The sequence below is a fragment of the Amycolatopsis sp. NPDC005232 genome (assembly GCF_040607795.1).
GTDB lineage: Bacteria > Actinomycetota > Actinomycetes > Mycobacteriales > Pseudonocardiaceae > Amycolatopsis.
In genome coordinates, this window is sequence record NZ_JBEXHL010000026.1 from 19,613 (window position 1) to 45,855 (window position 26,243).

Annotated in this window: 25 protein-coding genes and 1 pseudogene; 13 read left to right on the top strand and 13 right to left on the bottom strand. The window is 70.3% G+C overall.

What is annotated here, in order from left to right:
- Positions 1-51: 51 nt before the first annotated feature.
- Positions 52-531 (top strand): DUF4262 domain-containing protein, encoded by a 480-nt coding sequence (locus ABZU76_RS36055; RefSeq protein ID WP_354877937.1) that lies wholly within the window; start codon positions 52-54, stop codon positions 529-531.
- A 70-nt stretch (positions 532-601) separates the two neighbouring features.
- Here ABZU76_RS36055 and ABZU76_RS36060 read toward each other — a convergent pair whose 3' ends face one another.
- From ABZU76_RS36060 to ABZU76_RS36070, 3 genes are read right to left on the bottom strand one after another with little or no spacing between them, the layout of a single operon-like run.
- On the bottom strand, positions 602-1,297 hold the full coding sequence (locus ABZU76_RS36060; RefSeq protein ID WP_354877940.1) for a GntR family transcriptional regulator: 696 nt from the start codon (positions 1,295-1,297) through the stop codon (positions 602-604).
- Positions 1,298-1,300: 3 nt separating this feature from the next.
- Positions 1,301-2,035, bottom strand: coding sequence for a maleate cis-trans isomerase (locus ABZU76_RS36065; RefSeq protein WP_354877942.1), 735 nt, complete (start codon positions 2,033-2,035; stop codon positions 1,301-1,303).
- 46 nt (positions 2,036-2,081) lie between these two features.
- Positions 2,082-2,822 carry an Asp/Glu/hydantoin racemase gene (locus ABZU76_RS36070; protein WP_354877944.1) on the bottom strand — a complete coding sequence of 247 codons (741 nt, stop codon included), beginning with the start codon at positions 2,820-2,822 and terminating at the stop codon, positions 2,082-2,084.
- Positions 2,823-2,924: 102 nt separating this feature from the next.
- On the opposite strand from ABZU76_RS36070, the gene ABZU76_RS36075 reads away from it, so the two are divergent.
- The 3 genes from ABZU76_RS36075 (at position 2,925) to ABZU76_RS36085 (ending at position 5,619) form a co-directional block, all read left to right on the top strand.
- Positions 2,925-3,917, top strand: a complete 993-nt coding sequence (locus ABZU76_RS36075; RefSeq protein WP_354877947.1) for a D-2-hydroxyacid dehydrogenase — start codon at positions 2,925-2,927, stop codon at positions 3,915-3,917.
- Positions 3,914-5,296: an amidase gene (locus tag ABZU76_RS36080; protein WP_354877949.1), complete on the top strand. Its 1,383-nt coding sequence runs from the start codon at positions 3,914-3,916 to the stop codon at positions 5,294-5,296. The genes ABZU76_RS36075 and ABZU76_RS36080 overlap by 4 nt, the downstream gene beginning before the upstream one ends.
- A gap of 62 nt (positions 5,297-5,358) precedes the next feature.
- Positions 5,359-5,619 (top strand): hypothetical protein, encoded by a 261-nt coding sequence (locus ABZU76_RS36085; protein WP_354877952.1) that lies wholly within the window; start codon positions 5,359-5,361, stop codon positions 5,617-5,619.
- A gap of 48 nt (positions 5,620-5,667) precedes the next feature.
- Here the strand turns inward: ABZU76_RS36085 and ABZU76_RS36090 are convergent, their stop codons facing one another.
- Complete coding sequence (locus ABZU76_RS36090) at positions 5,668-6,342, bottom strand: helix-turn-helix transcriptional regulator (protein WP_354877955.1); 675 nt, start codon at positions 6,340-6,342, stop codon at positions 5,668-5,670.
- A 65-nt stretch (positions 6,343-6,407) separates the two neighbouring features.
- On the opposite strand from ABZU76_RS36090, the gene ABZU76_RS36095 reads away from it, so the two are divergent.
- Positions 6,408-6,878 carry a MaoC family dehydratase gene (locus tag ABZU76_RS36095; RefSeq protein WP_354877958.1) on the top strand — a complete coding sequence of 157 codons (471 nt, stop codon included), beginning with the start codon at positions 6,408-6,410 and terminating at the stop codon, positions 6,876-6,878.
- A 16-nt stretch (positions 6,879-6,894) separates the two neighbouring features.
- Here the strand turns inward: ABZU76_RS36095 and ABZU76_RS36100 are convergent, their stop codons facing one another.
- Entirely contained in the window at positions 6,895-8,148 is a 1,254-nt protein-coding gene (locus ABZU76_RS36100; protein WP_354877961.1) for an MFS transporter, read from the bottom strand.
- Positions 8,149-8,239: 91 nt separating this feature from the next.
- Between ABZU76_RS36100 and ABZU76_RS36105 the strand changes: the two genes are divergently transcribed.
- A complete protein-coding gene (locus ABZU76_RS36105; protein WP_354877964.1) occupies positions 8,240-9,214 on the top strand; it encodes an aldo/keto reductase in 975 nt (324 codons plus the stop codon).
- 3 nt (positions 9,215-9,217) lie between these two features.
- Here ABZU76_RS36105 and ABZU76_RS36110 read toward each other — a convergent pair whose 3' ends face one another.
- The gene (locus ABZU76_RS36110) at positions 9,218-10,588 is read right to left on the bottom strand and encodes a wax ester/triacylglycerol synthase family O-acyltransferase (protein WP_354877967.1); all 1,371 of its coding nucleotides are present in this window, start codon (positions 10,586-10,588) and stop codon (positions 9,218-9,220) included.
- A 162-nt stretch (positions 10,589-10,750) separates the two neighbouring features.
- On the opposite strand from ABZU76_RS36110, the gene ABZU76_RS36115 reads away from it, so the two are divergent.
- The 5 genes and pseudogenes from ABZU76_RS36115 to ABZU76_RS36135 all read left to right on the top strand — a co-directional run bounded on the left by ABZU76_RS36115 (position 10,751) and on the right by ABZU76_RS36135 (position 16,914).
- Positions 10,751-12,382: a thiamine pyrophosphate-binding protein gene (locus ABZU76_RS36115; protein WP_220243933.1), complete on the top strand. Its 1,632-nt coding sequence runs from the start codon at positions 10,751-10,753 to the stop codon at positions 12,380-12,382.
- A pseudogene (locus ABZU76_RS36120) lies at positions 12,382-12,831 on the top strand (hydantoinase/oxoprolinase N-terminal domain-containing protein); the annotation flags it as partial. The gene ABZU76_RS36115 and the pseudogene ABZU76_RS36120, both read left to right, overlap by 1 nt.
- 82 nt (positions 12,832-12,913) lie before the next feature.
- Positions 12,914-14,446, top strand: a complete 1,533-nt coding sequence (locus ABZU76_RS36125; RefSeq protein WP_354877971.1) for a hydantoinase/oxoprolinase family protein — start codon at positions 12,914-12,916, stop codon at positions 14,444-14,446.
- Entirely contained in the window at positions 14,440-16,125 is a 1,686-nt protein-coding gene (locus ABZU76_RS36130; protein WP_354878265.1) for a hydantoinase B/oxoprolinase family protein, read from the top strand. The genes ABZU76_RS36125 and ABZU76_RS36130 overlap by 7 nt, the downstream gene beginning before the upstream one ends.
- Before the next feature lie 3 nt (positions 16,126-16,128).
- Positions 16,129-16,914, top strand: a complete 786-nt coding sequence (locus tag ABZU76_RS36135; protein WP_354877974.1) for an SDR family oxidoreductase — start codon at positions 16,129-16,131, stop codon at positions 16,912-16,914.
- Between the two features lie 239 nt (positions 16,915-17,153).
- Here the strand turns inward: ABZU76_RS36135 and ABZU76_RS36140 are convergent, their stop codons facing one another.
- Together ABZU76_RS36140 and ABZU76_RS36145 are read right to left on the bottom strand one after the other, a co-directional pair.
- A complete protein-coding gene (locus tag ABZU76_RS36140; RefSeq protein WP_354877977.1) occupies positions 17,154-17,645 on the bottom strand; it encodes a DUF4231 domain-containing protein in 492 nt (163 codons plus the stop codon).
- Between the two features lie 49 nt (positions 17,646-17,694).
- Positions 17,695-19,668, bottom strand: coding sequence for an NPCBM/NEW2 domain-containing protein (locus ABZU76_RS36145; protein WP_354877980.1), 1,974 nt, complete (start codon positions 19,666-19,668; stop codon positions 17,695-17,697).
- Between the two features lie 165 nt (positions 19,669-19,833).
- Between ABZU76_RS36145 and ABZU76_RS36150 the strand changes: the two genes are divergently transcribed.
- Together ABZU76_RS36150 and ABZU76_RS36155 are read left to right on the top strand one after the other, a co-directional pair.
- Positions 19,834-21,015, top strand: a complete 1,182-nt coding sequence (locus tag ABZU76_RS36150; protein ID WP_354877983.1) for a CoA transferase — start codon at positions 19,834-19,836, stop codon at positions 21,013-21,015.
- A 48-nt stretch (positions 21,016-21,063) separates the two neighbouring features.
- On the top strand, positions 21,064-22,287 hold the full coding sequence (locus ABZU76_RS36155; protein WP_354877986.1) for an aminotransferase class III-fold pyridoxal phosphate-dependent enzyme: 1,224 nt from the start codon (positions 21,064-21,066) through the stop codon (positions 22,285-22,287).
- Here the strand turns inward: ABZU76_RS36155 and ABZU76_RS36160 are convergent.
- The 5 genes from ABZU76_RS36160 to ABZU76_RS36180 all read right to left on the bottom strand — a co-directional run bounded on the left by ABZU76_RS36160 (position 22,284) and on the right by ABZU76_RS36180 (position 26,212).
- Complete coding sequence (locus tag ABZU76_RS36160) at positions 22,284-23,366, bottom strand: DUF2891 domain-containing protein (RefSeq protein WP_354877989.1); 1,083 nt, start codon at positions 23,364-23,366, stop codon at positions 22,284-22,286. The genes ABZU76_RS36155 and ABZU76_RS36160 overlap by 4 nt on opposite strands.
- Positions 23,367-24,251: 885 nt before the next feature.
- A complete protein-coding gene (locus ABZU76_RS36165) occupies positions 24,252-24,677 on the bottom strand; it encodes a VOC family protein (protein ID WP_354877992.1) in 426 nt (141 codons plus the stop codon).
- A complete protein-coding gene (locus ABZU76_RS36170; RefSeq protein WP_220243923.1) occupies positions 24,656-24,853 on the bottom strand; it encodes a hypothetical protein in 198 nt (65 codons plus the stop codon). Before ABZU76_RS36170 ends, ABZU76_RS36165 begins: the two co-directional genes overlap by 22 nt.
- 152 nt (positions 24,854-25,005) lie before the next feature.
- Positions 25,006-25,500 (bottom strand): GNAT family N-acetyltransferase, encoded by a 495-nt coding sequence (locus tag ABZU76_RS36175; RefSeq protein WP_354877995.1) that lies wholly within the window; start codon positions 25,498-25,500, stop codon positions 25,006-25,008.
- A 16-nt stretch (positions 25,501-25,516) separates the two neighbouring features.
- Positions 25,517-26,212: an IclR family transcriptional regulator C-terminal domain-containing protein gene (locus tag ABZU76_RS36180; protein ID WP_354877998.1), complete on the bottom strand. Its 696-nt coding sequence runs from the start codon at positions 26,210-26,212 to the stop codon at positions 25,517-25,519.
- Positions 26,213-26,243: the final 31 nt, after the last annotated feature.

The following is a 26,243-nucleotide window of genomic DNA, read 5'->3' on the forward strand; positions in this document are numbered from 1 at the left end:
CGACCGACCGGCTCCCGCCGGACCGGTTTCGTCGAACGAGGGGGAGCACCGATGTGCGAGCAGTGTGAGGACCGCGAAAACACGGCCAGACCCGGGGAGCGTTACCTGGCGGAGGTCCTCGAGCGGATCCAGGAGTACGGCTGGTGCGTCCAGGGCGTGCTGGGCACGGGTCCCCGGCCGCCCTGGGCCTACACCGTCGGCCTGACGGCCCACGGCCTGCCGGAGCTCGTGGTCACCGGCCTGCCGCCGCACCCGTCCATCCTGCTGCTGGGGGCCGCCGCCGAACGCTCCTTCGACTCCGGCCCACCGCAGCCCGGCGAGATCTTTTCCTTGCGGGGCTTGCCTTCCGTCGAGGTCGTCGCCCTCACGTCACCGTCGGCGCACCTGTCGGTCGCGGTTTCCCTGTACGGCCACGACATCCAAGCCCTGCAACTCGTCCACGCCGACGAAGCCGGCCGCTTCCCGTGGTCCCCGTCCTACCGCGACGGCCTCGGCGGCCAGCCGGTGCTGGGGACGCGGTCCGATGACTGAACGGGTGTGGCGCGGTCTTCGGCCGGCGTTGCCGCGCCTGCGCGGTCGCGGTCGCGGCTCGTGGTCACGGTCACACGGGAGCCGGCGCTTCGCCTTCCTTCAGGCTCGTCCCCGGCACCAGCCGGCCGATCGCGTCCTCCATGTGCGCGTCCAGCAGGTGCAGGGCCGCGTCCGCGTCGCCGGTGCGCAGGGCGTCGATGATGCGCGTGTGTTCGTCCACGCGGTCTTCCACGCCCTGCTCGGTGCTCTGCAGCAGCGTCAGGCACATGCGCGTCTCGATGAGGAGGGTGCGGGCCATGCGCACGAGGCGTTTGCTGCCGGAGGCGTTGATGAGGGCCTCGTGGAAGGCGAGGTCGGCGGCGGAGAGCGCGGTGGGGTCGTCGTCGTTCGCGGCGGCGGCCATGTCGGCCACGGACTGCTCCAGCGAGGCCGCGATGAGCTCGCGGTCGCCGCGCAGGGCGCACAGCAGGGCGGCGCGCTCGACGGCCGAGCGGGCGAGGTAGATGTCGAACACGTCGCTCGGCTCGAGGTCGATCACGAACAGGCCGCGGTGGCGCTCGCTGCGGAGCAGTCCTTCGGAGACGAGATGCTGCATCGCCTCGCGCAGCGGGCCGCGCGAGACCTGGAACCGGGACGCGAGGTCGGTCTCGCCGAGCTGGGTGCCGGGAGGCAGCGCGCCGGTCATGATCGCGTCGCGCAGCTGGCGCGCGATCACGGCGGCGGTCGACTCCCGGCTGACCGGTTCGATGTCGGGCAGGACGACCACGGTTCAGCTCCTCACCCGGAACAACGCGCCCAGCGAACGCACCAGGCGCGTGGTGCCGGTGAGCCGCAGGCCTTCCCAGATCGTCACCTGGTTCGCCGTGAGCACGGGCTTGCCCAGCGCGATCTCGATGGTGTTGATCTCGCCGAGTGTGCGCATCGCGGTGTCCGGCACGAGCACGGCGTCGGCCTCGGGGTGGTTGTTCGCCACGGCCAGGCGCACCACGGCCTCGGGCTCGAGCCGGCCGACCTCGGCGGCGGTGTCGATGCCCGCGCTCGCCATCGTGAGTACCTCGACGCCGCCGGCGGCGAGGAAGTCCACGAACAGGCGCGCCACGTCGTCGGGATAGCTCGCGGCCACCGCGACGCGCTTCACGCCGAGGGCCTGCGCCGCGTGCACGAAGGCGAACGACGTGCTCGATGCCGGGACCCCTGCCACCGCGGAGAGGCGGTCGGCCTGGTCGCGCGCCCCGTCCCAGCCATACACGAAGCTGCCGGAGGTGCAGGCCCAGATCACGGCGTCGGGCTCGTGCTTGGCGAGCTGGGCGGCGCCGTCGGAGAGGCGAGCCTCGCTGCCGAGGTCGAGCAGCTCCGGCACGGCGTGCAGGTCGGTGCCGTAGATGTGCTCAACCGGCAGCCGGATGTCGCCTTCGTCGGCGTCCGACCCGCCGAGCAGCTGCTCGGCGAGCGGGTAGTCGTCCTCGGCCGCGTGGTCGGGGTAGATGAAGCCGATCGTGGTCACAAAACCTCCGGGATACGCAGATTGTCGACAATCTTAGACAGGTGGGTCAAGAGACCTCCCGCAGCCACTGGCCGGGGCCGACGATCGGCAGGTACATGCGGCGCAGGCAGGCCCACATGGTCAGCTGGTTGGCCGTCAGCACGGGCTTGCCCAGCGCTTTCTCGAGGGGCTCGATCAAGTCGAACGTGGGGAGGTTGGTGCAGCTGACGAAGATCGCTTCGGCGTCGCTGTGGTCGGCGGCGAGGATGCGCTCGGCGATGGTGCGGTAGCTCACCTTCCAGATGCCGCCGCCCAGACCGAGGTGGTCGCTGGACACCGTGGTCACGCCGAGCTCGGCGAGGAAGTCGTGGAGCTTGCCGGTGAGGTCGGCGTCGTAGGGGGTGAGCACCGAGATCCGGTGCAGGTCGAGCTGCTGCAGCACCTCGGCCAGCGCCCCCGAGGTCGTCACGGCGTCGGGTGCGCCCGCGTCGCAGATCGCCTTGGTGAGGGAGCGTTCGTAGTCGATGCCGTTCACGAAACTGCCCGACGTGCAGAGATAGGCGACGACCTCGGGCTCGACGTGCAGCACGTCGCGGGTCGCGGCCGCGAGGTGCCGGCTGTCGCTCACGAGCTGCGCCATCTCCATGCTCACGGGCACGGGCTCGTACGGCGTGCGGGCGAGGTGGAGGGAGACCTCCATCGGTACCCACCGCCAGAGTTCGCGTTCGAGGGCGAGGTCGAACGGTGCGATCACGCCGATGCCGCGCTGGGCTAGCGGGCCCTCGAACGCGAGGATGTCCAGATCCAAGGCTCAGCCTCCGGAATACGCCTGTGCAGATGACACGTCCGGTGCTCCGGGGGTCGTCCTCGGATTGTTGACAATCATACGAGCCACTTTTACGGTGTCAATGTGATCGCCTCGGAATTTCCCGTGCTGGCGGTGCTGTGCGGGTCGGCTCCACCACCGGACATGGCCGCTATCGAAAAGGTGGCGGTGGTTCGTTACACCGACGCGGGAGGACTGACCGAAGCGCTTACCGGAGCACAGGGGCTGTTCGTCTACGATTTCCTCTCCACGGCCGTGCCCGGAGCGTGGCACGCGGCCGGCGACCTGCGCTGGCTGCACATCGCGAGCGCGGGCGTCGACCCGGTGCTGTTCCCCGGCCTGGTCGAGAGCGACGTCGTGCTCACGAACTCGCGGGGCGTCTTCGACGACGCCATCGCCGAGTACGTGCTGGGCGTGGTTCTGGCCTTCGCCAAGGACTTCGCGCGTTCGCTCGACCTGCAGCGTGCCGGCACGTGGCAGCACCGCGAGACCGAACGCGTCGCCGGGCGCGAGGTGCTCGTGGTCGGCACCGGGCCCATCGGCCGCTCGATCGCGAGGCTGCTGCGCGCGGCCGGCCTGCGCGTGTCCGGGGCCGGGCGGCGCCCGCGCACGGGCGACCCCGACTTCGGCACGGTGCACGACTCCGCGCAGCTCACGGAACACTTGCCCGCCTTCGACTACGTCGTGGCCGTCGCGCCGCTGACCGAGCAGACGAAGGGCATGTTCGACGCGGCGGCGTTCGCGGCGATGAAGCCGTCGGCGCGGTTCGTGAACGTCGGGCGCGGCGAGCTGGTGGTCACGTCCGACCTGGTGGCGGCGTTGCGCGGCGGGCAGATCGCGGGCGCGGCCCTCGACGTGTTCGACACCGAGCCGCTGCCGGGTGACAGTCCACTCTGGACCATGCCGGACGTGCTGCTGTCGCCGCACATGTCGGGGGACTTCCGCGGCTGGCGAACCACCCTGGTAGAGGTGTTCGCGGCGAACTTCCGCCGCTGGGTGGCCGGGGAGCCGTTGCACAACGTCGTGGACAAACGGCTCGGATACGTGCCGTCGGAATCTCAGGGAGCAGCCGGATGAGCCACCGGGAACTGACCGCCAGCGAACTGGTCGCCGCCTACGCCACCGGGGAGCTCTCGCCGGTGGAAGCGACCGCGGACGCGCTGCAGGCCATCGAGGAACGCGACGGCGACCTCAACGCGTTCTGCCTCGTCGACGCCGACCGCGCGCTGGAACAGGCGAAGGCGGCCGAGATCCGCTGGCGCGACGGCAACCCGATCGGCTGGCTCGACGGCGTGCCCTCGTCGATCAAGGACATGTTCCTCACCGCCGGCTGGCCCACGCGGCGCGGCTCCACGAGCATCCCGGCCGAGGGGCCGTGGGACGTCGACAGCCCCGTGATGGCGCGGATGCGCGAGGCCGGCCTGGTGGTGCTGGGCAAGACGACCACGCCCGAGATCGCGTGGAAGGGCGTGACCGACAGCGCACTCGCCGGCATCACCCGCAACCCGGTGAACCCGGCGATGACCGCGGGCGGGTCGAGCGGCGGCAGCGCGGCAGCCGTCGCGGCGGACATGGGCGCGATCTCCGTGGGCACCGACGGCGGTGGTTCGGTGCGGATCCCGGCGTCGTTCTGCGGGATCGTCGGGATGAAGCCGACCCACGGCCGGATCCCGCTGTTCCCGGCGAGCCCGTTCGGCCCGCTTTCGCACGCCGGCCCGATGGCGCGCAGCGTCGACGACACGGCGCTGCTGCTCGACGTGATCGCCACCCCCGACCCGCGTGACCCGGCCGCGCTGGCGCCGCCCGTTTCCACTTTCCGCGAGGCCGTGCGGCGCGATGTGCGCGGGCTGATCGCGGCGTTCTCGCCGACGCTCGGCTACGTGGACGTCGACCCGGAGGTGGCGGCGATCGTCGCGGCGGCCGTGAAGGCGCTCGACGACGCGGGGCTGCAGATCGAGGAGGCGGACCCGGGGTTCGAGGACCCGAAGCCGTCGTTCGACATTCTGTGGTCCACCGGCGCGGCGAAGCTGCTGGACTCGTTCCCGCCGGGCAGCGAGGACCGCGTCGACCCGGGCCTGCGCCGTGTGTGGGAGCAGGGCAAGACCTACAGCGCGAGCGACTACCTCGACGCCACTGCGGCGCGCGCGGCGCTCGGCATCCTGATGGGCGAGTTCCACACGCGCTACGACGTGTTGATCACCCCGACCATCCCGATCCCGCCGTTCGAGGCCGGCCACGACGTGCCGCCGGGCAGCGGGCTGAGCGAGTGGCCGGAGTGGACACCGTTCACCTACCCGTTCAACATGACGCAGCAGCCGGCGATCAGCGTCCCGGCCGGGCGGACGTCGGCCGGATTGCCGGTGGGGCTGCAGATCGTGGGCCCGCGGCACTCCGACGACCTCGTGCTGGCCGTCGCGAAGCTGCTCGAAGAGGTGCGGCCCTGGGTTGTGCGCTGACCCGACGCACGTTGGGGTGAAAACCGGCCGCGAGCGCCGGAAACTGTGTCAGGGTCTGGCGCGTGCATTCCACGGGCTGGCGGTACGAGCAGGCGATCCCCACTGTCGACATGACCGGTCAACCCACCCGCGTGATCGTGGGCCTCATCGAGCACGACGACCGTCTCTCGGCCGCCCTCCGCATCGAAGACGGCCCGACGGCGCTGGTTCCGCTCGAAACGGGCGGCGAGCTGCTCAAGGCGCTGCGCCAGACCCTCGAGAGCTGGTGGAAGCTCGACGGGCACCGCGACGTCGCGCCGGAGCCGCGTTCTCCCGGGCGCTGACTACCGGAGACCCTGACTACCGGAAGCACTCGCTACCGGGAACCCCGTCTACCGGAAAGCGAGCCGCGCCAAGTGGTCCCGGCCGATCGGCGTGATCCGCAGGGCTCGCCCGGCCGGGCGGCGGCGCACCCAGCCCGCGTCGAGGAAGCCGTTGAGCAGCGCGGCACCGAGCGCGCCGGCGAGATGGACCCTGCCCTGCGACCAGTCGAGGCAGGCGCGGACGGGTGGAGCCGCGGTGACTCCGGTGATCCCGAGTGCGGTGAGCAACGGGTGGTCGAAGGTGCGTACGGCGTCGGTGTCGCCGGGGCGGAGCGCGCCGACGACACCGTCTTCCTGAAGCCGTGCCGCGATCGTGACGCCGAGCCGGCCACCGAGATGGCCGTAACAAGCGCGGGCCTCGATCAGTTCGTCCGTCGGCGGGTCCGGCTGCAGGTTCGCGGGCAGCCGCGGAGGCGCGAGCGCGGCGAGGGCCTCCACGAGCTGGGCGACCTCCGGCCCGGCGAGCCGGTGCAGCCGCCGCCGGCCGGACTCCGTCACTCGCACCAGGCCCGCGTCACACAGCCTGCGCAAGTGCGCGCTCGCCGTGGACGGGGCGATACCGGCGACCGTCGCGAGGACGCGCGCGGTGTGGGCGTCACCATCCATGAGCTGCAGCAGCATCGCCGCGCGCGCCGGTTCGCCGATCGCCTGCGCGACGGTCGCGATGTCCGGTCCGGCCGTCATCGGCCGAGACTAGCTCGCTGACAGTTCGTCTCGGAGCGAATTGTTGTTGTGGTTAGCTGCGAGCCATGACCGAGTTCACGACGCCGATCGACGACCGCTGGTTCGAGGACTACCCGCAAGGCGCGGTGTACGAGTTCGGCGAAGCCGTGGTGACCGCGGAAGAGATCGTCGAGTACGCGCGGCGCTTCGACCCGCAGAGCTTCCACACCGACCCGGCGGCAGCCGAGCACGGCCCCTTCGGCGGCCTCGTCGCCAGCGGCTGGCACACGGCCGGCGTGATGATGCGGATGTTCGTGGACCACTTCCTGTCCTCGGTGTCCAGCCTCGGCAGCCCCGGCATGGACGACCTGCGCTGGCCCCGCCCCGTCCGCCCCGGGGACAAGCTCCACGTGCGCGCCACCATCGAGGAGGCGCGCCTCTCGAAGTCCAAGCCGGACCGCGGCCTGCTCCGCACGCACATCGAGCTCTTCAACGCCGACGACGAGGTCGTGATGACCGCCCACGCCATCAACTTCATGGCGGTACGCCCGAAATAGCCGTTTCGCGGCGGCCTCAGGTGGCCGGCGCCGTGTCCGCGGCGACCGGTCGCCGGCGCACCAGCCCGCGCACCTGCCGGCTCGACAGCGCGAGCAAAGTCGCCATCACGATCAGCACACCGCAGCCCAGCAGCACGGGCTTGCGGCCCAGGTGCTCGACCAGCGGTCCCGCCGCGATCTGCCCGATGGGCATGGCCGCGAGGGAACCCAGCACGTCGTAGGAGTACACGCGGGCGAGGCGGTCCTCGGGGATGTTCTCCTGCAGGGACACGTCCCAGATGACGCTGAACTGCTCCATCGTCAAGCCGGCCAGGGCCATCGTCAGCAGGAGCGGCACCAGCGCGGGCCACAGGCCCAGGCTGAACATCGGCAGGGCCTCCGTCATCACCAGCAGCACACCGACGAACATCGCGCGCCGGGGTTGCCAGCGCGCGGCGATGAGGCCGCCGAAGATGGAGCCGACCGTCTCGATCGCGAGGGCGAGGCCCCAGCCCGTGCGGCCGAACGTCTCGTCGGCGACGACCGGGCCGATCACGACGAGCGTGCCAAGGCCGGCGGCATTGACGAAGGCGAACTGCACCACCACGATCCACACCCACGCGCGTGAGCGGAACTCGTGCCAGCCCGCGATGAGGTCGGCGATCGGGTGGCTCGTCTCGATGCGGGCGCCGCGCGGGAGGCGGATGCCGCGGTAAGCGACGGCGGCGGCGAGGAACAGCAGCGCGTTCACCGCGACCGCCCAGCCCGAGCCGGCCACGGCGACCACGATCCCGGCGACGCCGGCGCCCGCGACGCGGCCGGTGTTGGTGAGCAGGCGGAGCAGGGCGTTGGCCTGGTTCAGCCGGCCCCGCGAAACGGTCTGGGGCGTGATGGCCGCCGCGGCAGGCAGGGAGATCGCCGCGACCGCGCCGTTCACCGCGCTGAGCCCGACGAGGAACGGGATCGACGCGAATCCACAAAGGACACTCACGGCGAGCGTGCCCTGCGTGATCGCCGCGGCCGCTTCGGTGCCCTGCATGATCACCGAGCGGGGCAGGCGGTCGGCCAGCACGCCGCCGAACAGCACCAGCGCGACGTTCGCGACCGAGCGCACGCCCACCACGAGCCCGAGGTCGACGGCCGAACCGGTGAGGTCGAGCACGGCGAACGCGAGCGCCACGGGGGCGACGGCGTTGGCGAAGGTGGCGAGGGTCCGTCCGGTGGCGAGCGCGCGGAAACTGCGGCCGCGCAGGGGCTCGAGGAGGCTCACGGCGAGGGAGTATCCGATCATCGGCACATCCGGCACAACTCGATATCCGCTGGCCGGGACGCACGCCACAGGTGTGGTGCGGGGCCGTGGCCCGTGTGCTCTCCTGAGGATCATGCGTACGACGATTCTGGGCAGGAGCGGCCTCGAAGTATCGAGGATTGCCTTCGGCACGTGGCAGCTCGGCGGGCAGTGGGGCTCCTTCGACGAGGACACGGCGATCGCGGCGATCCGGCACGCGCGTGAGCTCGGCGTGACCCTCTTCGACACCGCGCAGGCCTACGGTGCCGGCGCGGCCGAGCAGCTCCTCGGCAAGGCGCTGCGCAGCGAACTCGAGCACGACCGCGACAGCGTCGTCATCGCGACCAAAGGCGGCACGAAACCGCGCGCCGAACGGGCCCGCGACTCCCGCCGCGAGTGGCTCACCCAGGGTGTGGACAACAGCCTGCGCCTGCTCGGCGTCGACCACCTCGACCTCTACCAGATCCACTGGCCCGACCCCGAGACGCCGGCGGCAGAGGTCGCGGCGACGCTGCAGGAGTTCGTCGACGCGGGCAAGGTGCGCCACGTCGGGGTCTCGAACTACACCGCCGCCGAGCTCGCCGCCTTCGACGAGACGCGCCCGGTGGAGACGCTGCAGCCGCCGTACCACCTGTTCCGCCGCGGCATCGAGACCGATCCGCTGCCCTACGCGCGTGAGCACGACATCGGCGTGCTCGCCTACGGCCCGCTCGGCAGCGGCCTGCTCACCGGCACCTTCACGGCCGATTCGGTCTTCGACGAGTCCGACTGGCGCTCGAAATCCTCGGCGTTCCAAGGTGAAAACCTGAGGCACAACCTGGAGATCGTCGACGAGCTCGCCAAGTTCGCCGCCGAGCGGGGCGCGTCGGTCAGCCGGCTCGCGATCGCCTGGACGCTCGCCCAGCCCGGCGTCCACGTCGCCATCGTCGGAGCCCGCAAGCCGCGCAACATCGAGGCCAGCACGGCCGCCGCCGACCTCGACCTGACGCCCGAAGACCTCGCCGAGATCGAGCGCATCACCGCCGGTGCCATCCAGGTCGGCGGCGCCAGCCCGGAAGGCATCGCGTAAGCCCTACTTGACGCCCGTCGCGCCTTCCAGCTCCGCCAGCGCCGTGTCCAGGTGCGTGAGGATCCGCTGCAGGTGCGGCACGCTGCGCCGGCAACCGGTGATGCCGAAGTCGAGGTTGTCGCCGTTGCTGGTCAGCGTGATGTTCAGCGCCTGGCCGTCGAGCAGCACCGACGCGGGGTAGATGCCGTCGAGCGCGGCCCCGTTCCAATACATCTGCTTGCGCGGGCCCGGGACGTTGGAGATCACCAGGTTGAACGGCGGCCGCGTGTTGTTCACGACGCCCGGGATCGGTGACGCGCCCAGCTGCGCCACGTTGACGCCCGAGAGCAGCAGCGTCTGCAGGGGCGTGAGCTCCGAGAAGAGCTTCTTGCCGTTGGTCATCGAGGTGTGGATCGCCGAAAGCCGCAGCGCCGGGTCGGACAGGTCGGTGCCGAGGTTGCACAGCAGAGCGCCGATGTTGTTGCCGCTGGCCTCGCCTGCGTCGGCCTTGCGGCGCAGCGACACCGGCACCATCGCGATCAGCGGCGCGTCCGGCAGGGCGCTCTGCTCGATGAGGTAGTCGCGCAGCGCGCCGGAGCACATGGCGAGCACCACGTCGTTGCGGGAGACGCCGGCGGCGGTCGCCACCGCGCGCACGCGGTCGAGCGACCACGACTGCGCGGCGAACCGGCGCGCGCCGCCGATCGGCACGTTCAGCATCGTCTTCGGCGCCTGCATCGGCAGCGTGAGCGTGTGCTCGCGGAACGCCTCACGCGCCACCTTCGCCGCGGCCGGCGCGATGCCCGCGACCTGGTCGAACGTCTTGCCCGCGAGGCTGAACAGCGACGGTTGCGCGTGGCCGTTGCCGTTGGTCCCGCTCTGCCGGCTGCCCCACGGCGGCGGGCAGTCGAGATCGTTCGGGTCGTCGGACAGCGTGCCCTGCAGGTGGCGCAGCGCGGAGACGCCGTCCATCAGCGAGTGGTGGATCTTGGAGTACATCGCGAACCGGCCGTCCTGCAGGCCCTCGATGAGGTGGATCTCCCACAACGGCCGATGCCGGTCGAGCAGCGTGCTGTGCCAGCGGGAGGTGACCTCCAGCAGTTCGCGGATGCGGCCCGGCTGCGGCAACGCGGAGTGGCGGAAGTGATAATCGAGCTCGAGCTCCGCGTCGGCGGCCCAGCGCACGTACCCGGCGGTGTTCACGGGCCGGCTGGGGCGGCGCCGGAAGACGCTGCGCATGTTGTCGGTGGCGAGCATCTTCTGGCGGAGATCACTGAGGTAGTTCTCGCCCGCGTTCTCCGGTTTGCGGAACAGCTGCAGGCCGCCGACGTGCATGGGGTGTTCGCGGGTCTCGACCATCAGGAACATCGAGTCGGTCACGGGCATCAACGGCATTTTCCGACCACCTTCCGCCACGCAGGGGGCATCGGCGCTCCCCGGAGCCCGAGTCTACGCACGATGCGGCGTTGTCTGGCCAGTACCACATAATTGCTGGTGGCAAACGGTGTCCGGTGACGACCGTGCGGTGCAATCCGCACGGTGGATACAGTGGCAGCTGTGGCAGGACGGACTGGTGCTCAGCATCTGGGCGACGCGCTGAAGGCACTCGGGACCGAAGTCGTGTTTGGGCTCCCGGGAGTGCACAACCTGCCGCTATGGGAGGCGTTGGCGGAAGCGGGAATCCGGATCGTCGGTGTCCGGCACGAACAGACCGCCGGGTTCGCGGCCGACGGTTATGCCCGCGCCACGGGAAAACTCGGCGTCGCGCTCGTGACGACCGGGCCCGGTGCGGCCAACACGCTCGGCGCGGTGGGCGAGGCGATGGCCTCGGCCGCGCCGGTGCTCGTGGTCGCGACCGACATCCCGTCCACGCTCAAGCGCCCCGGCGTGGTGCGCGGCGTGCTCCACGAAACGTCCGACCAGCAGGCGATGTTCGCGCCCGTGACCAAGGCCGGGTTCACCGTCCACCGCGCCGACCAGATCGGCACCACCGTGCACCGCGCGTCGCGGCTGGCGCTGATGCCGCAGACCGGCCCGGTGTACCTCGGCATCCCGACGGACTACCTGCGTGAGATCTCGGAGCCGAGCGGACCGCCGAAGCCGCTGGCCGAGCGGGTGCTCGACCTGCCGGATCTGGCCCGCGCCGCCGAGCTCCTCTCCGGCGCCCGGCGTCCGTTGATCTGGGCCGGCGGTGGCGCCTTGCGTTCGGAGGCGGGTGAGGCCATCGGCAAACTCGCCGAACGCCTGGCCGCGCCGGTGATCACCACGTTCGCCGCGCGCGGGCTGCTGCCGCTCGATCACCCTTGCCTGGCCCCGAATCCGGTGCACGCCCCGGAGGTCGGCGAGCTGTGGGACGAGGCCGATGTGGTGCTCGCGATCGGCACGGACTTCGACGGCCTGATGACGCAGAACTGGCTGATGCCCGCGCCGCCCAAGCTCATCGCGGTGAACGTGGACGCGTTCGACGCGGGGAAAAACTACAAACCGGACATCACGTTGGTAGGTGACGCCCGCCGCGTCGTCGAGTCGCTTCGGCCGGCCAGCCGGCCGGGCCTCGACGAGCTGACCGTGCGGCTGGCGTCCATCGGCCGCCGCGTGCGTCAGCGCATCCGCACCGAGGAGCCGCAGGCGGCCGACTTCCTGTCCACTTTGGAGGAAGTGCTCCCCGAACCTGCCATGCTGGTCACCGACATGTGCGTGGCCGGGTACTGGATCGGGGGTTTCCACCGCGTGCGCGCGCCGCGCCGGCTCGCCTACCCGATGGGCTGGGGCACGCTCGGCTACGGCTTCCCCGCGTCGCTCGGCGCCGCCGCCACCGGAACCGGGCGCGTCGTGTGCGTGACCGGCGACGGCGGTTTCCTCTACGCGGTGGGCGACCTCGCGACGCTCGCGGAGGAGCAGCTGCCGGTGACGGTCGTGGTCGTCGACGACGGCGGCTACGGCATGCTGCGCTACGACCAGGACCAGGAAGGCCTGCCGCATCGCGGCGTCGACTGGGACAGCCCGGATTTCGTCGGCCTGGCGCGGTCGTTCGGAGTGCACGCCGACCGCGTGTCCGGGTTCGGACGGGCGTTCCGGCGGCTGCTGAGCGAGTTCATCGAGTCGGACGAGCCCAACGTGCTGGTGGTGCGGGCGAAGCTGAAGCCTCCGGTGAACACGTCCCCGCGGTGGCCGCGGAAGCCGCGCTGATGACGGGCCTGCGGGTCGGGATCGACATCGGCGGCACGTTCACGGACCTGTGCGTGCTCGGCGAATCCGGGGTCGTCGCGGTCGGGAAGGTGCTCACCACCCACCGTGAGCCGGCTCTTGCGGTCGCCGAAGGCCTGGCCGGGGTGTTCGCGGGCGCCGGGCTGGACTTCGGCGACGTCGAGCAGCTCGTGCATGGCACCACGCTGGTCACGAACGCGCTGATCGAACGCAAGGGCGCGCGCACGGCGTTGCTCGCCACCGCGGGGTTCCGCGACGTGCTCGAGATGCGCCGCGAGCACCGTTACGAGCTCTACGACCTGCGCCTCGAACTACCCGAACCGCTGGTGCCCCGGTACCTGCGCTTCGACGTGCCAGAGCGGATCCTGGCCGACAGGACCGTCCACACGGGACTGGACGAAGAGTACGTCGCGCGGCTGGGCCGAGAGCTCGACGCGCGGGGCATCGACGCCGTCGCCGTGTGTTTCCTGCATTCCTTCTCCAATCCCGCGGCACGAGCGGCGCGCGGCCGAGGTGCTCGCACGCGTTGCGCCGCGGCTGCGGGTGGCGCTGTCGTCCGAAGTGGTGCCGGAGATCCGCGAGTTCGAGCGGACGTCGACCACGGTCGCCAACGTCTACGTGCAGGACCTCGCCGAGCGTTACCTGGCGGATCTGGCGCGCCGGCTGCACGAGCTGGGCGTGCGGCCCACGCCGCACATCATGTTGTCCCACGGCGGGATCGCGACCGTCGAGACCGCGGGCCGGTACCCGATCCGCATCCTCGAATCCGGCCCGGCGGGCGGAGCGCTCGCCGCGTCCGCGTTCGGCGTCAGGGCCAGGGCCGGGGAACGCGACCTGCTGGCGTTCGACATGGGCGGCACCACGGCGAAACTCTGCCTGGTCGCCAACGGCGCGCCGCTCGTGACCCACGAGTTCGAGGTCGGCCGCGAGTACCGGCTGCTGCCCGGCTCGGGGCTGCCGGTGAAGGTGCCGGTGACCGACATGATCGAGATCGGTGTCGGCGGCGGCTCGATTGCGCGGGTGAACGCGCTGGGGCTACTGACCGTCGGCCCGGATTCGGCGGGGTCGGAGCCGGGGCCGGTGTGTTACGGCCGCGGCGGCACTGAGCCGACGGTCACCGACGCCGACCTGTTGCTGGGTTATCTCGATCCCGCGTATTTCTTGGGCGGCGGAATGGCGCTCGACGTCGAGGCCGCCCGCGAGGCTGTGCGGACGAAGATCGCCGAGCCGCTCGGCGTGAGCGTCGAGGAAGCGGCGTGGGGCATCCATACGAGCGTGAACGAGGACATGGCCAACGCCGCGCGCGTGCACGCCGTGGAGCGCGGCAAGGATCCGGCGAAGCTGCCGATGTACACGTTCGGCGGCGCGGGTCCGGTGCACGGTGCCGGTGTCGCCCGGGCACTCGGGGCGCGGACGGTGGTCGCGCCGCCGGCCGCGGGTGTGCTGAGTGCGCTGGGGTTTCTGACGGCGCCGCTGGCGTTCGACTTCGTGCGTTCGGCGCGGGCCGCCGTGCTGGACCTGTCGTGGGAGGACGTCGACGCGCGGTTCGCGGAGATGGAGGCCGAGGGCGCGGCGCTGCTGCGGGAGTCTGGTGTGGACGGTGCGGACGTGACGCACGCGCGCGTCGCCGAGATGCGGTATGCCGGCCAGGGGTACGAGATCCGGGTGCCGGTGCGGGCTTCAGCGGAGTCGTGGCCGGACGCGCTGGTCGCGGATTTCACGGACGTCTATCGGTCGTTGTACCGGCGCAGCGGACCGCCGGTGGCGGTCGAGGTGCTGAACTGGCGGGTGGTCTCGTCGGCGCCGGTGCCCGAGGTTTCGTTGCGGTTGAAGGAAATCGAGCCCGGACGAGCATCGGCTGGCAGCTGTCCAGTGTACTTCGCCGGTGGCTTTGTCGACACTGCGGTGGTCGACCGCTACCGGCTGCGGCCCGGAGATTGGGGGCGCGGCCCCGCGATCGTGCAGGAACGCGAGTCGACGGTGGTCGTCCCGCCGGGCGCGCGCTGCGTGGTGCGCGGCGACGCGAGCCTGGAGGTGAGCTGGTGACCGACCCGATCCTCGTGGGCCTGATCGGCAACCGGCTGCACTCGATCCTGGCCGAGCAGCAGAACGCGCTGGTCAACACCGCGTTCTCCGCGGTCGTGCGCGAATCGCTCGACCTCGCGTGCGCCGTGTTCGACTCGCGCGGCGAGATGATCGGCCAGTCGACCGGCGGCACGCCCGGCCACATCAACGCGATGGCCACCGGCCTGCGCCACTTCGTCGCCGAGTACCCACCGGAGACGCTGGAGCCCGGTGACGTGCTGCTCACCAACGATCCGTGGCAGACGGCCGGGCAGATCAACGACATCACCGTCGCCACGCCCGTGTTCGCGGGTGGTCGGCTGGTCGCGTGGTTCGCGTCGTGCTGCCACGCGCCGGACATCGGCGGCCGGCTCGTGTCCGCGGACGCCACGGAGGTCTTCGAGGAGGGCCTGCGGCTGCCGATCCTGAAGTTCCTGCGCGCCGGCGAGGTGAACGCCGACCTGGAACGGCTGATCCGCGCCAACGTCCGCACACCAGAGGAGACCATCGGCGACCTGTATGCGCAGGTCGCGGGCAACGACGTCGGCGCGGCGAGCCTCGTACGGCTGCTGGAGGAGTTCGGGCTGGCGTCGCTCGACGACGTCGCCGCCGAGATCATGAACCGCTCCGAACGCGCGCTGCGCGAGGCGATCACCGCGTTGCCGGACGGCGTGTATCGCAACGAGCTGGTGACCGACGGCTTCGACGACGAACCGGTCGTGCTGCGCGTCGCGGTGACCGTGGCGGGCGACGAGATCCACGTGGACTTCGCGGGTTCGTCGCCGCAGAGCCGGCGCGGGATCAACGTGGTGCTGAACTACACGAGGGCTTACGCGTCGTTCGCGGTGAAAGCCGCGATCTCGCCGGGGGTGCCGCACAATGCGGGCTCGTTCCGCCCTGTGCACGTGACCGCGCCGGAAGGTTCGGTGCTCAACTGCGTGGCCCCGGCACCGGTCGCGTCGCGGCACCTGATCGGGCACTTCCTGCCGTCGTTGCTGATCGGGGCGCTGCCGGGCTGCCCGGTCGCGCCGAGCGCCGACGCCCTGTGGATGACGATCTGGCGCGGCGAGGGGTTCATGTCCACGGTGTTCCAGACCGGCGGCATGGGTGCGCGCGTGTCCCGCGACGGCCTCTCGACCACGGGTTTTCCCAGCGGCCTGCGCTCGACGCCCACCGAGGTGATCGAGACGAGCGCGCCGCTGGTGCAGGGCGTGCGGGAGCTGCTGGTGGACTCGGGTGGCGCCGGGCAGTTCCGCGGCGGGCTGGGGCAGCGGACGACGATGGGTCTGCGGGGCGATTTTCCCTGGAGTGTCAACGGGAACGTCGACCGGGTGCGGGCCGCCGCGTCCGGTGTGGACGGTGGTGCTCCGGGCGCCCTCGGCCGGTTCGGGCTGGTTTCCGGAGCTGATCTGCCCGTCAAAAGCCGCATCGCCTTGGCTCCGGACGCCGAGGTCGACGTCGTCCTGCCCGGTGGCGGCGGCTACGGCGACCCGCGGCGGCGCGCCGTGGCAGACGTGCTGGCCGACGTGGTGGCGGGGTACGTTTCCGCGGAGGCGGCGGAGTCCGTCTACGGCGTGGTGGTGCGGTACACCGGCGCGCCGGACGCGCTGGTCAGGCTGCCGGAGGACTACCAGGTGGCCGAACTTCGAGGGAGGGACTGAACGATGGCTCGGTTGGCCGGCAAGGTCGCGGTGATCTTCGGGGGCGCGCGGGGCATCGGCCTCGCCACCGTGAAGGAGTTCCTGGCCGAGGGCGCCGTGGTTTTCGCGAGCGACATCCGCGAGCCGGCTGCTCAGCTGGACGGCTACCGCCACTCGCTCGTGGACGCCACCGACGAGACCGCGGTCAACGACTTCGTCGCGGGCGTCATCGAGGACGCGGGCCGCATCGACGTGCTGGTGAACAACGTCGGCGTGCACCTCGCCAAACCCCTCACGGAGACCACGCTCGAGGACTTCGACACCATCTTCGCGCTCAACGTCCGCGCCGCCTTCCTCGGCACGCGCGCCGTGCTGCCCCACATGCTCGCGCAACGCTCCGGCAGCATCATCACGACCTCGTCCAACGGCGGAATGATGGGCCGTCCGAGCGACCCGGTCTACAACGCCACGAAGCACGCCTTGGTCGGCCTCACGAAGTCCCTCGCCGTCGCCCACGCCCACCAGGGCATCCGCGCCAACACCGTCAACCCGGGCGCCATCGACACCGACATGCTCCGCTCGACGTTGGCCTCCCCCGACGACTTCGAGACCAAGCAACACCAGCTCGTGGCCAGCACTCCCGCAGCCCGCGTCGGCGAGGCCACAGAAGTCGCCAAGGCCATCCTCTTCCTGGCCACCGACGAATCCCGCTTCATCAACGGCGCCGTCCTCCCCATCGACGGCGCCAAGTCCGCCGGCGCGATGCCCTCGAACCGCTACAGCCTGGACTTCGACCTCGGCGTCCGCTGACCTCCGCCCCCAACGCGGCGTTCGTTGCGCCCAACGCACCGAACGCCACATTGGGTGCGCTCAACGCAACCAACGCCACATTGGGGTGCTTTGACGCCCCCCACCCACCGCCGCCCGCCTGCCCAACTCACCACGCACCCTGGCCGCGTCCACCCTCACGACCGCCGCCCACCCACGCAGCGGAACCTGCACCCAGACCCGCCCCGGCACCCCAACCCGAAACCCCGGAACCCCAACCCCTACGCCGGCGGTTTGATCGCGTGCCCCCCATTCCCCAACTTCTTCCTCCTCGCAAACCACCCATCCCTCAACTCGGCACCGAGCTCCTCATGCCGGGTGACCAGCACCCTCACCGCCTCCTCATCGGAAACGTCATACGGCGCGATCCCGTACAAATACGCCGTCGCATCCCGTTCCAAAGAGAACCGCAGCCGCACGTACTCGATCCAGTCGTCATGGAACCCCAGCACCGTCCGGATCGTCGTCGCGATCAACACCAGCGCTCCGGCGATCGCGCTGAACGCCACGTCCCACCGCAACGCCGCGAACACCGGCACCGCCGCCGCACAGGCGACGCCGACGAACTCCGTGGTCACGTAGTGGATGCGGCTGCGGCGGGCGTGGTCGCAGAACCACACCCACCGCCGCACGACCACTTCCGGCAGCGGTTTCCCGTTGCGGGTTGCAGTGATCATCCAGTGCTCAGCCGGCAGGGCCTCCGTCGACGCCATGCCGCATTCTCCCGCCGCGGCCTGGCGTGTGTGAATGGTTCGGACCGATTCAGCAGCTCACCGCCGCGTCAGCCCAGTCTGCGTGATCGGTGTTGTTCCCGTCTCCACCATCCGTCACGACGAGGTCCAGCACCTGCACCCCACCCAACGGCACATCCAGCGCCTGCGCCGCCGAGCCATGGCGGAACACGTCCGTCGAAGCCAGCGTCTTCCCATCCCCGCGGACCTCGAACGTCACACTCCCCGTGGCGAACTCGTCATCGAGTCCGACGACCGAGTGGAACGTCTGACAACCCCCGCCCAGGTACACCCGGACCAGCGAAGGCGCGTGCGCCCCGAGGCCATCGGAGTACACCTGGCCGTTGATCGTGATCGGGTTCCCGTCGCCGGCCTGGTTCTCGCCGTTGCTGGTGCCGCGTTCGACCGGGCCCCAGCCGTTTTCGGTGAGCAGGAACGGCGCCTTCGACATCGGCGTCACTCCGGCGGCGAACGGAGTCACGACCGGTCCACTCATGTCAGCCGACAACGAACGCCGCCCCCAGCCCGTGAAGTAGGTGGCTTTCGCCGACATCGCGACCTGTGCGCCCGGCTTCACGGGCTTCACCGTCACCGACCGTTCCCACGACTTGCCCGGTGCAACCGCGGGCACGAGCACGTCACCACGCCCGTCGAGCTGCCAGCCGGACGGCGCCGACACCGTCACTCGCGCCGCGGCGAGCGGCGTGCTGCCGTCGTTGGTCAGCCGAACGTGAGTGGTGAACGGCTTGCCGGCGGGGAAGTACGACCCCGCGTCAAGAGACAGCGTCGCCGCCGGTGCGGCAGCCGGGAACTTGGCCGGCCACACCCGGAACACCGCCGCACCGTGGCTCGGCACGGTCGCCCGCAGCGTCCCGGCGCTCTCCGTCTCCGCACCCGTCCACAGGTCACGCACGCGGAAATCGCGCCCGGACAGACCGATCTCCGACGCGTCGCTCGACATCGTCGCAGCGGAAATCCCGCGGTTGAACAGCACCACCGCGGCCGAACCGTCGGACATCGGCTTGGTCCACGCCTCGGTGTCACCGTCGTCGCGGACCTTGTGGCCCTGCACGCCCGCCCAGTCCTGGTCGAGGGCGACGACGTCCTTGTTCGCCAGGATCGCCTTCGTCGCGGCCGGCATGGAGCGGACGTCGTTGCCCGCGAGCAGCGGCGCGTTCATCAGCGACCAGAGCGCGAAGTGCGAGCGGTACTCGGCGTCGGTCATGCCGCCGTTGCCGACCTCGAGCATGTCAGGGTCGTTCCAGCCGCCGGGGCCGGAGTACTTCTCGAGCCCCACCTGCTGGTCGAGGATGCCGGTCATGCTGGTCCAGTTGTCGCTGATGTCACCGGTGGTGCGCCACAGCTGCGCGCCGGAGCTCTTGCCCCACAGCCACGGCTGGTTCTCGCCCCACTCGCACAGCGCGTAGATCATCGAGCGGCCGGTCTTCTTGATCGCGTCGCCCATCTTCGTGTAGCGCTCGATGGCCGGGCGGCCCTCGTTGTTGCAGTTGTCGTACTTGAGGTAGTCGACGCCCCAGTCGGCGAAGGTCTGCGCGTCGACGTCCTCGTGGTCGAGGGCGCCGGGCATGGTCTTCGCGCAGGTCTGTGTGCCGGCGCTGGTGTAGATGCCGAGCTTGAGGCCTTTGCTGTGCACGTAGTCGGCCAGCGCCTTGATGCCGCTCGGGAAGCGTTCGTGGTTGGGCTCGAACTTGCCCTCGGCGTTGCGGTTCTGCTCGGCCCAGCAGTCGTCGATGTTCACGTACTGGTAGCCGGCGTCCTTGAGCCCGCTGGCGACGATCGCGTCAGCGGTCTCGCGGATGAGCTCTTCGTTGATGTTGCAGCCGAACTTGTTCCAGCTGTTCCAGCCCATCGGCGGCAGCGCGCCGGTTTCCTGCTGGACGGCGTTCGGGGCGGCGGGGGCCGCTTCCGCGCTCGCCGTGGTGAGGGTGGTGGCCAGGCCGGTGGTCAGGCAGGCAGCCGCCAGCAGGCCCACAAGACGACGCATGAATTCCTCCCGGAGTGCACAACTCAACTACTCAAAGCGGCACATACTTCCTCAAGAATCAACAGGAGTGAACGGTTCACGTCAATGGGCCGTTGGTAGGTAATCCGTTGGCCGGGAGGTAGAAAGGAGGCGTAGGTCCGCGACGACGCCCCGAGGAGCCGCCCCATGCCCGAGGTCCGCCCGCTCGACGGTCTCAAGGTCGTCGACCTCTCCCGGATCCTGGCTGGGCCGTACTGCGCGCAGTACCTCGGCGAGATGGGTGCCGACGTCGTCAAGGTCGAGCCGCCCGGCCACGGCGACGACACGCGCCTGTGGGGCCCGCCGTTCGTCGGCGACGAAGCGGTGTACTTCCTCGCCGCCAACCGCAACAAGCGCGGGATCGTGCTCGACCTCAAGTCCGAACGCGGCCGCGAAGCCGTGCGCCGGCTCGTGGCCGACGCGGACGTGCTCGTCGAGAACTTCCGCCCGGGCACGCTGGAGCGGTGGGGCCTGTCGTACGCCTCGCTGTCCGAGCTGAACCCGCGGCTGATCCACGTCTCGATCACGGGCTTCGGCCAGACGGGGCCGTACCGCGACCGGCCGGGCTACGACCTCGTCGCGCAGGCACTCGGCGGCGTGATGGGGCTGACCGGCGAGCCCGACGGCGCGCCCGCCAAGGTGGGCCTGCCCGTGGCCGACCTCAACGCGGGCACGTGGGCGATCATCGGCGTGCTGATGGCGCTGCAGGCCCGCCACACCACCGGGCGCGGCCAGTACCTCGACGTCTCCCTGCTCGACGCGCAGCTCGCCTGGCACATCTACGCCGCCGGTGCGCACTTCTACGACGCCCCGCGGCCGCGCCGGATGGGCTCGGCGCACCCGAGCATCGTCCCGTACCAGGCGTACCACGTGTCCGACGGCTGGCTCGTCATCGCCGTCGGCAGCGAGAAGCTGTGGCGCGCGTTCTGCGGGGTCCTCGGCCTGGACATCGCGGAGGACCCGCGCTTCTCGACCAATGCGGCGCGGGCGGCGCACCGCGACGAGCTCAACGCGTTGCTGGAAGAAGTGCTGGTCACGCGCACCGTCGACGACTGGACGAAGGCCCTCGACGAGGCCAGCATCCCGGCCGCGCCGATCAACGACATCGACGACGTGTACGCCGACCCGTGGACCGCCGCGCGCGACCAGGTCGTGCGGCTGCCGCACCCAACCGTCGGCACCTACCTCGGCACGGGTTTCCCGGTGAAGGCCTCCGACACGCAGCCGCGGCCGACGTCGGCGCCACCGGTGCTGGGCCAGCACACGGCGGAGGTGCTCGCGGAAATCGGGTACTCGGAGTCGGAGATCGCCGAGTTCCTTTCGTTGTGACACAAGGAGGATTACATGGAGAACCCGCTGTGGCACCCGTTCGCGGACATGGGCGCCGTCGACGGCGACCGCTTCGTGATCACGCGCGGCTCGGGCTCGTACGTGTGGGACGACGCCGGCCGCCGCTACTTCGACGCCACGGCTTCGCTCTGGTACGCGAACTTCGGCCACGGGCGGCCTGAGATCACCCAGGCCGTGACGGCGCAGCTGGAGAAGCTGGATTCGTACAACCTGTTCGGGTATTACGCGAACGAGCCGGCGCTGGAGTTGGCTTCGCGGCTGTCTTCGCTTGCTCCGGTGCCGGGTTCGAAGGTGTTCCTCGGCTCCGGTGGTGGTGATGTCGTCGACACGGCGGTGAAGATCGCGCGGGCGCACTTCGTCCACACTGGACGACCGGAGAAGACCCACATCATCGGGCGGACGCAGGGGTACCACGGGACGCACGGGTTCGGCACGGCCGTGGGCGGGATCCCGGTGAATGCCGAGGGGTTCGGGCCGATGCCTTCGGGGTTTTCGCATGTGGCGTATGACAGTGTGCCGGCGTTGGAGGCCGAGATCCTGCGGGTGGGCGCGGATCGGGTTGCCGCGTTCTTCTGTGAGCCGGTGATCGGCGCGGGTGGCGTGTTGTTGCCACCGGAGGGGTATCTCGAGGCCGCGGTGGAGGTTTGTCACCGGTACGGGGTGCTTTTCGTGGCGGATTGCGTGATTGCCGCGTTCGGGCGGTTGGGGACGTGGTTCGGGATTGATCGGTGGGCGGTTCGGCCGGATATGGTGACGACTGCCAAGGGTCTCACCGGTGGGACTATTCCGTTGGCCGCGTTGCTGGTTTCGCCGGAGGTGGCGGCGCCGTTCTTCACGGGTTCTGCCGGGGCTCCTGTTTTGCGGCATGGGGCTACTTATGCGGGGCACCCGGTGGGTTGTGCTGCTGCGTTGGCGACGTTGGATATCTATGAGAAGGACGGGTTGATTCCGCGGGGGCGGGATCTGGAGAAGCCGTTGGCGGACGCGCTGGCCGGGGCGGCTGAGCATCCGTTGGTCGCGGAGGTTCGGGCTGGGCTGGGGTTCTTGGCCGCGGTGGAGCTGTCGGCCGAGGTGCTGGCGGCGGATCCCGGGGCGCCGGGGAAGCTGCAGCGGCTTCTGCGGGACGAGGGTGTTTTGGTGCGGCCGTTGGGGAAGGGGATTGCCATGTCACCGCCGCTGGTGGCGGGGGACGAGGAGCTGGACTTGCTGGCGGCGGCCATTCCGGCGACACTTTCTCGGCTGCAGGGTTAGGTTTCCGCTCGCTGCGGGGCGTTCCCCGTGGCGGCGCCCTTTCCTGCGTGGTCGCGTTCGCCGACGGTCAGGTAGAGCACGGCGTAGCAGGCCAGCCAGTGCTCGACCATGTAGTCGCTGCCGCTGACGTGGTCGAGCTCCGGGTCCGCGTGGGCTTCGGCGGCGGAGACCAGGAGGGGTTGGCGCGGGTCGGCGGCGGGGAGGCTGTCGGCCAGGCGGAGCCAGCACCAGGCACGGCTGAGGTTGAGGCCGCGGAGGTGGGCGAGCTGGCCGTCGCTGTCGTCGGACACCGTGGCCGGGGTGAGGAGCGCGGCCGGGAGCTGGGGGAGGAACCGGTCGAACCAGGCTGCGAAGTCGTGGGGTGGCAGGAGGCCGGCCTGCAGCTCCGCTTCGGTGAGGGCGGGCGACAGGAAATCGGCGCCGGAGGGTTCCCAGTTGGCGGGGTAGTCGGCGTCGGTGCTGAACCAGCGGGCGGCGGCGTCTTGGATGGCGGCGAGAAGGGCTCCGTCGCCGGCTGCGGCTTGGCTCCTGGCGTAGGGGAGGGCTCGGGAAAGCCCGAAGGCGCTGTTGTTGTGCGCGCCGGTGCGGACGGGGTAGGTCTGTTTGGGGAGCCATTGCAGGAATGCGTCGGTGACTGCGGCTGACAGGGGTGCGAGGTTGGCCGACCAGGTTTGGGCGTCGGGGTCGTCCCAGGTGGCGATTTCGTGGTGGAGCATGAGGGCCCAGCCCCAGCCGTAGGGGCGGGCCCGTGATCCCTTGGTCCCGAACGTCTCGGCTTCGCCTTCGAGGGCGTCGGCGGTGAGGTGCTCGTCGAGTGCGGTCCGGATGTCGTCGGTCGGTACTGCGTCTGGGGTTGTGCGGAGCAGCCGGACCAGGAGCCAGTGCATCTCGACGCAGGAATGCCAGTCGTAGCAACCGTAGAAGGCTGGGTACAGGTCGCGCGGACGGTTCGGGAAATCCCCTGGGAACCGCATCGTGCTGCGGATGTCGTTGGGGAACTCTTTCCTGATGTTGCGCAGGGCGGCCGCGCTGTACTCGGCGGCTCGGGAAAGCAGCTGGGTCTCTCGCCGGGACGTCATGGGTGTGCGGGCCTCCTGCCACTGGACGCTTCGGACCGGTCGTCATTGCCTCCGGCCCACGGACAACACGAATCACCCCATACAAGCGGGCCTGACCGCAAGATCCTCAGCCACACCACTTACAACTTGCCACGGTGGCAAGACCCACCTCTGATCGGCAAGTTGCCGCCCCTACCTCAAGTTGCTGCCCCTACTGGCAAGGCGCCGCATTTGTGGCAGGCCCGGCGGCGAATGGCAAGTTCCTGGGCAACGTGCGACATTCGGTGGCAAGGTTCCGCACCGATCGGCAAGCCGCCATGGGTGTGGCATGACATCGAGGTGTGCCACTGCCTTTGTCGTGGCAAGGTGCGGCGGTAGCGGCGAGGTTCCGCGCGGGCTGGCAGGGGTGCCGCGTCAAGTGGCAAGAGGTCGCGCGGGCGGCATGGTGCCGAGGTGGATGGCAAGTGTTGCGCGCTTGGCATGTGCCGCCGCTGTGGCGATGTGCGGCTTGGGGTGGCGAGGTGCCGTGCTGATTGGCGAGGCACCTCGCGGAATGGCATGGGCCAGCGTCGAGCGGCACGTGCCCGCGCGGGATGGCTTGGGCGGTCCGAGTGGCGGGGTGCTGTGCAGGTTGGCATGGCGTCCGCAGGATGGCATCGTGCCGCACGCAATGGCGAGGCGCCGCGCGGAATGGCATGGCGCGCGCCGGAAGGCATGGCGCCGCGCGGGGTGGCGTGGACCGGTGTGGAGTGGCAAGTTCCGCGCGGAGTGGCAAGGGTGGTCCGCGTGGCAAGAGGCGCGGTCACCGCGAAGGCTCGGCTGCCCCCGCCAGCCGAGCCGAGCCGGGCCGAGACGTGGGTGAGGCCGAAGTGGCCGGGACGTTCCCGGAAGAAGCCGTGCAGACCGTCAGCCGATGCAGAATTCGTTGCCTTCCGGGTCCGCCAGGGTGATCCAGCGGTTCGGTCCCTGGGACCCCCGGTGCAGGAACGTCGCACCCCTGGCCTGCAGTTTGGCGAACTCCTCCTCCATGTACTCCGGGCCGCCGACGCGGACGTCGAAGTGGAGGCGGTTTTTCACCGTCTTGCCCTCCGGGACCTCCTGGAACAAGACCCGCCGCGACGTCTCCGGGTGTGAGATCGCGGCGCCCGAGCGCCAGACCAAAACGCCCCTGTGCACCGTGGTCTCGTCCTCCGACGCGTAGCCCTTGGCGATCATCTCGCGGATGAAGGCCTCGTCGCTGGGTTCGACAGCCCAGCCGAGCGTCTCGGCCCACCAGTCGGCCTGGGTGTGTGGTTCCGCGGAGTCCACGGTCACCTGGAAGTCATACGCCATACCGGGACATTAACGACCGACCCCGACATTTTCGGCAGCTCGGACTCGCCCGGCACGTCGGTGAACGCCCACTTGTCGACGCCGCCGCCCATGATTTCGGCGTAGCGGCGGGCGCCGTCGGCGTTGGCGAAGCGCACCTGCTGGCCGTTGGTGAGGTGGGTGATCTTGACTGCCACGCTGCCTCCAAACGCTGAAAACCGAGAGTGCCGGCCCGCGGAGCTTCCCCCTCCGGGGCCGGCCCGACCAGTAGAACACGTGTTCGAAGGCGCTCGCAAATCGGGTCCCCCTCGTGGGCGACGCATGTCCCCCGGAGGGGTAACACCGCTGGTCAGCGAATCATCGCGAGACGAGGCCAGTGGTCCAGCCCGAGCGCCGCCTCGTGCTCGCGGATGGTGCGCAGCGAGGGTCCCCACGACGATTCGAGAAGCTCCCGGAAGCCCAGCCGCGCGTAGTACGGAGCGTTCCACGGCACGTCGCGAAAGGTTGTCAAAGTCAGCGCCGGCAGACCACGGGCACCAGCCCACGCGGCGGCCGTCTCGATCAGCTGCCGTCCCAGCCCCCGGCGCGCGAAGGACGGCAGCACCGACACCTGCTCGACGTGACCATTGCCGTCCACGACGTCCGCCACCAGATACCCCGCCACGACACCCGAGACATCCACCACCCAGCACCGCCCGCCGACCCGGTACGGCTCCAGCTCCGCCACCGAAAACGGTTCGTCATCCGCGACGGCCGCCATCCCCAGGTCGCGGAACGGCTCCCCGGCCGCGCGTTCGAGCTCACCCAGCAGCGGCAGGTCGACAGCAGTGGCGAGCCGGATCATCCCCCATTCCTACCCGCTACACCGAATACGACGAAACTGCTTTCTTGATGCGCTCGGCATACACCTGCAACGCGCTGATCGCCTCGGCCCGCGCGGCGTCGCCGATGCGCGCGGCGGGCCCGACGAGCGAGAGCACGCTCGGCCGCGTCCGCCCCGTTTCCACCGGCACCGAACACGCCCACACGCCGTCTTCGATCTCGCCCCAGCTCTGCGCGTAGCGGTTCGCCAGTGCGAGCTTCAGCTCCTCGCGCACCTCGATCCCGTGTTCGCGCGCGATCTCCGCGACGCGCTGCTCGCGTTCGCCGTCGGGCAGCAGCGCGAGCAGCATTTTGCCGGTCGCGCCCGCGCCGAGCGGGATCGAGTGCCCGGGCTGGAACGTGAACCGCATGGCGCGGTCGCATTCCACCCGATCGGTGCATACCGCCAGGTCACCGAAGTGCTGGAACAGCAAGATCGTCTCGCCGAGCTCGCGCGACGCTTCCTCCATGGTCGGGCGGGCGATCCGGGCGACGTCGTTGGCCAGCCGCGCGGCGCGCGCGAGCGGCATCACCTGGCTGGTCACGTGGTAGCGGCCCGAGCGGGCCTCTTCGAGCAGCTGAAGTTCCTTCAGTAACTGCACGTAGCGATAAGTCGTGGCGACCGGGCTGCCGATCACCTCGGCCAGCTCCGCGACGCTCGCTTCCCACCGGTGCTCGGAGAACGCGAGCAGCACCTGCAGAACCTTGCGCGAACTGCTTGTGCCT

Bases quoted from the DNA above. Each gene is read 5' to 3' on its own strand.
- ABZU76_RS36105 (WP_354877964.1), top strand. From the start codon at position 8,240: ATGCGTACGACGATTCTGGGCAGGAGCGGCCTCGAAGTATCGAGGATT.
- ABZU76_RS36100 (WP_354877961.1), bottom strand. From the start codon at position 8,148: ATGATCGGATACTCCCTCGCCGTGAGCCTCCTCGAGCCCCTGCGCGGC.
- ABZU76_RS36055 (WP_354877937.1), top strand. From the start codon at position 52: ATGTGCGAGCAGTGTGAGGACCGCGAAAACACGGCCAGACCCGGGGAG.
- ABZU76_RS36175 (WP_354877995.1), bottom strand. From the start codon at position 25,500: ATGATCCGGCTCGCCACTGCTGTCGACCTGCCGCTGCTGGGTGAGCTC.
- ABZU76_RS36160 (WP_354877989.1), bottom strand. From the start codon at position 23,366: ATGACGTCCCGGCGAGAGACCCAGCTGCTTTCCCGAGCCGCCGAGTAC.
- ABZU76_RS36145 (WP_354877980.1), bottom strand. From the start codon at position 19,668: ATGCGTCGTCTTGTGGGCCTGCTGGCGGCTGCCTGCCTGACCACCGGC.
- ABZU76_RS36140 (WP_354877977.1), bottom strand. From the start codon at position 17,645: ATGGCGTCGACGGAGGCCCTGCCGGCTGAGCACTGGATGATCACTGCA.
- ABZU76_RS36165 (WP_354877992.1), bottom strand. From the start codon at position 24,677: ATGGCGTATGACTTCCAGGTGACCGTGGACTCCGCGGAACCACACACC.
- ABZU76_RS36135 (WP_354877974.1), top strand. From the start codon at position 16,129: ATGGCTCGGTTGGCCGGCAAGGTCGCGGTGATCTTCGGGGGCGCGCGG.
- ABZU76_RS36110 (WP_354877967.1), bottom strand. From the start codon at position 10,588: ATGCCGTTGATGCCCGTGACCGACTCGATGTTCCTGATGGTCGAGACC.
- ABZU76_RS36080 (WP_354877949.1), top strand. From the start codon at position 3,914: ATGAGCCACCGGGAACTGACCGCCAGCGAACTGGTCGCCGCCTACGCC.
- ABZU76_RS36155 (WP_354877986.1), top strand. From the start codon at position 21,064: ATGGGCGCCGTCGACGGCGACCGCTTCGTGATCACGCGCGGCTCGGGC.
- ABZU76_RS36095 (WP_354877958.1), top strand. From the start codon at position 6,408: ATGACCGAGTTCACGACGCCGATCGACGACCGCTGGTTCGAGGACTAC.
- ABZU76_RS36090 (WP_354877955.1), bottom strand. From the start codon at position 6,342: ATGACGGCCGGACCGGACATCGCGACCGTCGCGCAGGCGATCGGCGAA.
- ABZU76_RS36150 (WP_354877983.1), top strand. From the start codon at position 19,834: ATGCCCGAGGTCCGCCCGCTCGACGGTCTCAAGGTCGTCGACCTCTCC.